We start from the raw sequence: 740 nt of genomic DNA, 5'->3' as shown, positions 1-740 counted from the left end.
CTTCTTGCCCTCGCAGCACTCTACATGCGGCGCAACATGGAGGAAAGCGAGGTCTTCCACGCCCATAAGTCAGCAGCGCAACCAGCACCGGCAGTGCGGGCGAAACGATCGGGATCGCAGGTGACCCGCGCCATCCTGCTGATGATTGCGATGACATCAGGAATTACGGCGGCGCATTACACATGGACCTCGTACGCCTCGACCTACGCCATCACCGAGAAGGGGATGAACCCCGACACGGCGTTCTGGGTGACCATGGTCGCGCAGATGATTGCGCTCGTCTCACTGCCCCTCTGGGGAATGCTCTCTGACCGGGTGGGGCGCCGACCGATGATGATCTCGTTCTCGATCCTGATGATCGTGGTCTCCATTCCGCTCAACGCCATGATCACAAGCGCGGGATGGACGCTGCTGATCGCATCGGCCGCGGCCCTCGTGATCGTGGCCATTCCCGGAGCCCTGCTCGCCGCGGTGCTCGCCGAGAACTTCCCCACCCGGGTTCGCACCAAGGCCATCGGCTTCGCGTACTCGATCTCCGTCGCGGTATTCGGCGGCACAGCCCCGTACCTCAATGCACTGTTCAATTCGCTCGACGTCGGCTGGCTCTCCGGGGCCTACGTGATGACCCTCTGCGTCTGCACGGCCGTGGCCTGCGTGATGATGAAGGAGACAAAGGGCATCGATTTGAAGGACGCCTAGGACCGGTATCGCCGCCTCGGCGCTGCATGGGAACGATCACC

At 62.6% G+C, this 740-nt stretch carries 1 protein-coding gene; it reads left to right on the top strand.

Annotated elements, in window-relative coordinates:
• Positions 1 to 699, top strand: a 699-nt coding sequence (locus tag JF66_RS20085; RefSeq protein ID WP_035880663.1) for an MFS transporter, incomplete at its 5' end; no start/stop codon positions are given.
• Positions 700 to 740: the final 41 nt, after the last annotated feature.

It is taken from the genome of Cryobacterium sp. MLB-32 (assembly GCF_000738085.1).
Lineage (GTDB): Bacteria > Actinomycetota > Actinomycetes > Actinomycetales > Microbacteriaceae > Cryobacterium.
The sequence above is the reverse complement of the archived record's forward strand: the minus strand, read 5'-3'. Positions and strand labels throughout refer to the sequence as shown.